This window comes from Mucilaginibacter sp. P4_E8, from assembly GCF_056401495.1.
This window is the reverse complement of sequence record NZ_JBFUJG010000208.1, coordinates 1-6,569: the sequence shown is the minus strand read 5'-3', so window position 1 is coordinate 6,569 and position 6,569 is coordinate 1. Positions and strand designations below refer to the sequence as shown.

Sequence of the window (6,569 nt, the reverse complement as noted above, 5' to 3'; positions counted from 1 at the left end):
GTTTTCGAACCCGGCAAATTGGGCCAGGGTATCCAGTGTGGTGGTACTGGGTAAATGATTGTATTCAACCCGCCCCCAGATCCTTCGCAAGGTACTGGCACTTAATGAAACCTTTGTTTTGGCTAAAATAAGCAGGTTCAAGTTCTCAAAATCCTTGCTTTGCCAGTCCGCCGCATCACCCCAGTCAAGTTGCTGCTCAATAATTTTTAACAATTGTTTAATAGCAGAGAGATCCATGTTGTAAGGGGCAATTTTTTTGAAGATTCAGCTATACAGCAAGACGCATCAGATCAATTTTCGTGACAGTGAAAGTGAAATTTTGTAAAGTGTTATAATTATCTGTTTTTCAGAATGATACAACTTGAAAAAACTTGAATAATAAATGAATTGCATCGGTTTATAAACAAATATAAGTTTGCTGTCGACCGATCTCTTATCAACCCAAAAGTAAACCAATTATCATATCAAGTAAAGGATGAAAAAGCTATTTTATTTATTCCTGATGCCCATGCTGGGCCTAAGCATAAACCTGAGCGCACAAACCACCCTCTGGAACAGTCCCGATGCATATCTGGGCCAAAAACCTCCCACAGACACACCCAAAGTATTCGCACAAAGTTTATTGACAAAGGCCGATACCTTCGCCTATGACCGGGTTGCCTTTTCGCAAGATGGGAAAGAGTTTTATTACCCAAGCAATACGACGTGGTTTGATAGTAAAAATTCAAAAATACGATACTTTAAACACGATGGTAAAAAATGGAATGGCCCCTTTGTTTTAAACCAGCTTTATTACGCGCCCACCTTTTCCATAGATGGTAACACCCTGTATTTTTTGGGTGGCGGTAAGCGCGATACTTTACACGCGCTGGTATGGCAGTCGCATAGGAATAGTGGAGGCTGGACCGAGCCATCCATATATCTTCAAAAAACTTATGGGCTTTATGATTTTATGCCCACCCAAAGTGGGGTTAGTTATGTAGGCAGCAATGCTCATCAGGGCAACCTTAGGGATTTTAGCACTTATGATATTTGTGAACTGCGAATGTCTGGACAGGACACCACCATTAAAAGTCTTGGGACGCCCATGAATACTCCCGGTTTTGACGGCGACTTTTATGTTGCTCCTGATGAATCATACATTGTGGTAAGCGCTAAGGAAACCAAAGATTTTGAATGCGAACTGTATATCACTTTTCATAAGCCCGATAAAACCTGGACAACTCCTGTTAGCCTGGGGCCATTGATCAACAATGGCATAGCCCACCGCTGGGGCGAATATGTTACACCCAATGGTAAATACCTGTTTTATTCAATGGGTACCAGCCCCAAGGATTGCCATATTTATTGGGTAAGGTTCGACAAGCTGCTGGCGAAATTGAAAAAAGAAAATCTAAACAACCAGTAATAAAAAATCACTATGAAGAAGATAACCGTTATACTGTTGCTTTTGCTGATCGCTAATATCTGGCGCACCTACGGCCAGCAAAGGGAAGCATTTGACCTGGGCCGTATGCTGACTGAAAATAAATTGGTTGCAKTTCCGGCTAATGAGATAAGCGTTTTAAAAGATGGTGATAAACAGGGTATCAGCTGTAAAGGAATTGTTTGGCTAAAAGGAGTAAATTTTAAGCAAGGTCAAATTGATATAGATCTGCGCGGAAAGAATGTATTCCTGAAAAGTTTTTTGGGGATCGCCTTTCACGGGATAGATACAACAACCTGTGATATCCTGTATTTTCGACCGTTCAACTTCAGGCATGAAGATACCCTGCGACGGAAATGGGCTGTTGCTTACATGAGCCTGCCCGATAACAACTATGCCAAATTGCGTAAGGAACACCCACTGGTATATGAAAATGCTGTAAATCCCGTGCCACAACCCGATGAATGGTTTCATGCCACGCTTGTGTTGAAAAACAGAAGGTTAAGCGTATATGTCAATCATTCATCCACACCTTCTTTGGAGGTCACGTTGATCAATGACAGGACAGACGGGCTGCTTGGTATTTATGCAGATGGGCTTGCCGAAGATTTTGCTAACCTAACTATCAATACAAAACCATGAAAACACTATTTATAGCTATACTTTTTAGCTCAGCCACGGCTTTTGGGCAACAAAGTTCATCAGAAAAGTTTAAAACCTTTAACAGAACGGTAAGCATAGTAAATGAAGAAGGTTCAACGGTGGTAAAGTTAAACGAAGCCGAAGGGCCGGGCATTGCATGGATTAAAGGGGAGCAATTTAAGGATGGCAATATTGAATTTGACATTAAAGGGAGGGATCTGCTTCAGCAAAGTTTTGTAGGCATAGCCTTTCATGGTATTAACGATACTACTTATGAAGCCGTTTACTTTCGCCCGTTTAATTTTAATACTCCAGATCCTGTAAGAAAACTACACGCAGTGCAATATATTGCCAATCCGCAATTTGATTGGCCAAAGCTCCGGGCCGATTTTCCGAATCAATATGAAAAGCCCATAATGCCAATTCCTGACCCTAACAAATGGTTTCATGTAAGGCTGGAGATAAAGGGCAGGAAGATAAGCGTATTTGTTAACGGCAACACTTTACCTGCACTTGCCATTGAGCGTCTGGTTGATTCTGGCGGCCAAATGATAGGTTACTGGGTAGGAAATGGCTCTGCCGGGAACTGGAAAAATTTAAACATTACAGCAATAAAATAAGATATATGAAAACGCTGCTTTTTATTCCGGTATTATTTATTGCGCTGCACAGTGCAGCACAAAACCAGCATTTTGATTACTCATCAATAAAACCCGCACTATGGGTTATCCCCAAAACAGATACGCTTGATTATGCCTTGGGTAACCATGCGGGCAAACCGGCTTTGTTGTTAAAGCGGAAATTTGCCAACTATAAATCGGCCAGTATCGCTTATCCCAAAAAACTTAATTTTAAGGATGGCATCATTGAGCTGGATATTGCCGCACCTACGGGGAAGGCAGGGTATGTAGGTTTAGCTTTCCGCATCAAGGACGCGCACCATTACGAAACCCTTTATTTCAGACCCGGTTCATCCRGCACCATCAACGCGGTGCAGTACATGCCCGAAAAGAAATTGGAATTTAACTGGTGGGACTATGAGGCCGAAAAATACCAGGCAAAAGCTACCCTGCCACTTACCGCGTGGTTTCATGTAAAGGCTATAGTGAAGGGGCGTACGCTTACTGTTTTTGTCGATAATCAGCCCAAACCGGTAATGGTGTATAACGCCCTTGACCCCGACCTTAAAACCGGCTCGGTAGGCTTTTGGCTGGGGAACAGTGCATCTGGCGCTTATAAAAATTTAATAGTGAAAACCTTATAAACCTTAATACTATGTTAAGAAACTTTTTAAGGACCGCCTGGCGTAACATGATGCGCCATAAGGTGCACACTATGATCAATGTAAGCGGACTTGCATTGGGAATAACCTGCTGCCTGTTTATTTTTTTATGGGTGCAGGACGAAGAGCACATTGATAATTTTCATCCCAACGGGAAAAACCTGTATACCGTTTACCAAACCTTTACCACCAACGGACAGGTGAACAGCGTTTATTCATCGCCATTAAAATATACCAATAACAAGCCTGTTTTTTTAATGGAGGATATAAAAGATGCTATCCCCGAAGTGAAACGGGAAGCCTTTTATGCCACCGGTTATGAATTGCCATGGGGGCATGCCGAAACATTTCAGGTAGGTGAAAAAACCATGAAACTGGAAGGTTCGCGGGCGGGTAAGGATTTCTTTAAATTATTTAACTACCCCATTATTGCCGGTAATACCGAAACGGCATTGCGCGATATGAGTGGAATTGCCATTTCACGCAAAATGGCCGCTATGTTTTTTAAAAGCCCGGAACAGGCCATTGGTAAAAGCATAAGGTATGAAAATAAGTATAACTTTGTTGTGTCAGCTGTGTTTGAGGATGTTCCGGCGCAAAGCTCTCTGAAATTTGATTTTCTGTTTAACTGGGATGCGCAGAAAAAGCTGCTGGATTGGGCTACCAATAGTTTTCAAACCTATTTGCAACTATCGCCAACTGCCGATCCTGAGAAAACAGCGGCCAAAATAAACCAATACCTGCAAACCCGGCTCGACAAAAATCCTGGGGTACAAACGCAAATAGGCCTGCAGCGCTTTGGCGAACAATACCTGCACAGCAATTTTGTAAACGGGAAACCCGAAGGTGGAAGAATTGAATATGTACGCATTTTTAGCGAGGCCGCCATTTTTATTCTGATCATTGCCTGCATCAATTTCATGAACCTGACAACAGCTCGCTCAGTAAAGCGGGCAAAAGAAGTTGGGGTACGCAAGGTTGTAGGCTCGGGACGGGGCAGCCTGATCGCTCAGTTTTTTGGCGAATCGTTGCTTTTTTCGTTCATGGCAATGATCGTGTCTGTTATTTTGCTGATCATATTATTACCTGCATTTGCCCATTTTACCGGCAAACAGTTTGCCCCTCCGTTTTTACAGGCTTCGTTTTGGATTTCTTTGCTTAGCCTTACATTGGCCACTGGTTTAATTGCAGGTATTTATCCCGCGCTTTATCTGTCATCGCTGCAGCCGGTCCGCATTTTAAAGGGAGTGCTCCGCTTTACGCAGGGGGCCATTTGGTTTAGGAAGGGCTTGACGGTTTTTCAATTTGTGCTTTCCATCATACTACTTATCGCTACGCTGGTGATATCGCGGCAAACCAATTATGTGCAAAATACCCATTTGGGTTATGATCGGGAAAATCTCATTTATATGCGTATTGAAGGTTCATTGATGACAAAAAATAACTATTTACTTTTCAAAGAGCAGGCTTTAAAAATGCCCGGCATAGTCATGGTCGACCGCAGCACTGAAGCTCCGCATGCCATGAATTTTGTTGTGGCCGACGATATTAAATGGCAGGGAAAAGAAAAGAATGCTTCGGTAGGTTTTAAACCTGCTTCTGTTGGGTTTGATTTTCTTAGAATAATGAAGCTGAAGATCGCGTATGGACGTGATTTTTCGCCAGGTGTTGTTACTGATTCAACAGATGCTTTTATGGTTAATGAAGAAGCGGTAAAACAAATGGGCATGAAAAACCCGATAGGAAAATGGGTATCGGCCTGGCAAAAAAAGGGGCACATCATCGCGGTGCTTAAAAATTATCATACCCAATCGTTACATGAGCCCATAAAGCCGGTAATAATAGATGTAAAAGAAGGGGAGTATTTTGGTGTGATCCTGATTCGTACCGAAGCCGGCAAAACAAAGGAAGCGTTGACAAGTCTGGCTAAAATTTATAAGGATCTAAACCCTAATTATCCGTTTGCTTATCAATTTGTTGACCAGGAATATAAGGAGCTATACAGCAGCGAACTGATCATTACCCAGCTCTCGATGGTATTTGCAGTGGTAGCTATCATGATCTCCTGCCTGGGTTTGCTGGGGCTTGTCATGTTTTCGGCAGAGCAGCGTGTAAAAGAGTTTGGGGTTCGTAAAGTACTGGGCGCATCGTTACCGCAGTTAACCACGCTGTTTGCCAGCGATTTTCTGCAACTGATAGGTATTGCTTTTTTAATTGCCGCCCCATTGGGCTGGTATGCTATGGTAAAGTGGCTGCAAGGCTTTGCTTATCGTATTGACCTTTCATGGTGGATATTTGCACTCGCGGGTTTAATATCGCTGTTTATAGCTATAGCAACACTAAGTTACGAGGCAGTTAAAACGGCCATGGCCAATCCTGTTAAAAGTTTGCGGGCCGAATAAATACTATTACAATGATTATTTTTTGAGCGATTGTAAAACAAATGCTGAACCTGTTCCAATAACCGCCCCGGCGGCAACATCAGTAGGGTAATGCACACCAAGGTACATGCGTGAGTAACTAACAGAGCCGGCCCATAAAAATGCCGGCGCTATAACATACCATTTAGGGTAGGCCCTTGATAATGCCGTTACCGTAGCAAAACTGCTTGAGGTGTGGCCAGAAGGGAATGAGGTACTACCTGCTCGGTAAACCGGCACGATATTAATATTTTGAACAAACGGCCGCGGTCGCTTCACTATATGCTTGATCAAAAAGGTGAGCCCGAAAGAGAGCGCGGTACTGCTGGCTATATATAATGAATTTTGACGCATCTGCTTATCGTTGCTTATTATACCTCCAACCAGTAAACCTGCGGGGATTCCAATATCGCCGTAAAGATGTGTCTGGCTTAAAAACATAAATACACCCGTTTGCTCGGGAGTACGATGTTCTTGAAGATCGATCATGATATGGTCATCCAGCTTCTGTAGTCCCGATTGCGCGAATGAGCTTGAGGCGAATGACAACCCCATGAACGATAGCAGGTAAAAGAGATATATTTTCCGGATTGGCTTCATAGGTACTGCAGATTTAGTTTATTACCCGTTTGTATAATAAATATGCGCAATTATTCTATCCAAAGGTAGTTTTGTTTACTATGATTTGCATATGAGCTGTCTTGAAATATAAAGTAATTGAAAATTTAATAATAAGGTAATATTATGGACAAGAGCAAAGACTAACTTTATGGGGCAATAAAATACGAAAGTCCCCTAA

Annotated in this window: 7 protein-coding genes; 5 read left to right on the top strand and 2 right to left on the bottom strand. The window is 42.5% G+C overall.

The genetic code is table 11. The features are described from left to right. The coding region (locus tag AC1DRQ_RS28755) for a hypothetical protein (RefSeq protein WP_477429149.1) at positions 1-237 on the bottom strand (237 nt) is incomplete at its 3' end. Positions 238-475: 238 nt separating this feature from the next. Between AC1DRQ_RS28755 and AC1DRQ_RS28750 the strand changes: the two genes are divergently transcribed. From AC1DRQ_RS28750 to AC1DRQ_RS28730, 5 genes are read left to right on the top strand one after another with little or no spacing between them, the layout of a single operon-like run. Further along, positions 476-1,408, top strand: a complete 933-nt coding sequence (locus AC1DRQ_RS28750; protein ID WP_477429147.1) for a hypothetical protein — start codon at positions 476-478, stop codon at positions 1,406-1,408. Positions 1,409-1,420: 12 nt separating this feature from the next. Next, positions 1,421-2,068, top strand: coding sequence for a hypothetical protein (locus AC1DRQ_RS28745; RefSeq protein WP_477429145.1), 648 nt, complete (start codon positions 1,421-1,423; stop codon positions 2,066-2,068). Continuing rightward, a complete protein-coding gene (locus tag AC1DRQ_RS28740; RefSeq protein ID WP_477429143.1) occupies positions 2,065-2,688 on the top strand; it encodes a hypothetical protein in 624 nt (207 codons plus the stop codon). The genes AC1DRQ_RS28745 and AC1DRQ_RS28740 overlap by 4 nt, the downstream gene beginning before the upstream one ends. Positions 2,689-2,693: 5 nt before the next feature. Further along, positions 2,694-3,332, top strand: a complete 639-nt coding sequence (locus AC1DRQ_RS28735) for a hypothetical protein (protein ID WP_477429141.1) — start codon at positions 2,694-2,696, stop codon at positions 3,330-3,332. A gap of 11 nt (positions 3,333-3,343) precedes the next feature. Further along, positions 3,344-5,752 (top strand): ABC transporter permease, encoded by a 2,409-nt coding sequence (locus AC1DRQ_RS28730; RefSeq protein WP_477429139.1) that lies wholly within the window; start codon positions 3,344-3,346, stop codon positions 5,750-5,752. Positions 5,753-5,767: 15 nt separating this feature from the next. On the opposite strand, the gene AC1DRQ_RS28725 is transcribed toward AC1DRQ_RS28730, so the two are convergent. Next, entirely contained in the window at positions 5,768-6,370 is a 603-nt protein-coding gene (locus AC1DRQ_RS28725) for a phosphatase PAP2 family protein (RefSeq protein WP_477429137.1), read from the bottom strand. Positions 6,371-6,569: the final 199 nt, after the last annotated feature.

Excerpts from the sequence above, each read along its gene's own strand:
- AC1DRQ_RS28750 (WP_477429147.1), top strand. The coding sequence starts at position 476 with ATGAAAAAGCTATTTTATTTATTCCTGATGCCCATGCTGGGCCTAAGC.
- AC1DRQ_RS28730 (WP_477429139.1), top strand. The coding sequence starts at position 3,344 with ATGTTAAGAAACTTTTTAAGGACCGCCTGGCGTAACATGATGCGCCAT.
- AC1DRQ_RS28740 (WP_477429143.1), top strand. The coding sequence starts at position 2,065 with ATGAAAACACTATTTATAGCTATACTTTTTAGCTCAGCCACGGCTTTT.
- AC1DRQ_RS28725 (WP_477429137.1), bottom strand. The coding sequence starts at position 6,370 with ATGAAGCCAATCCGGAAAATATATCTCTTTTACCTGCTATCGTTCATG.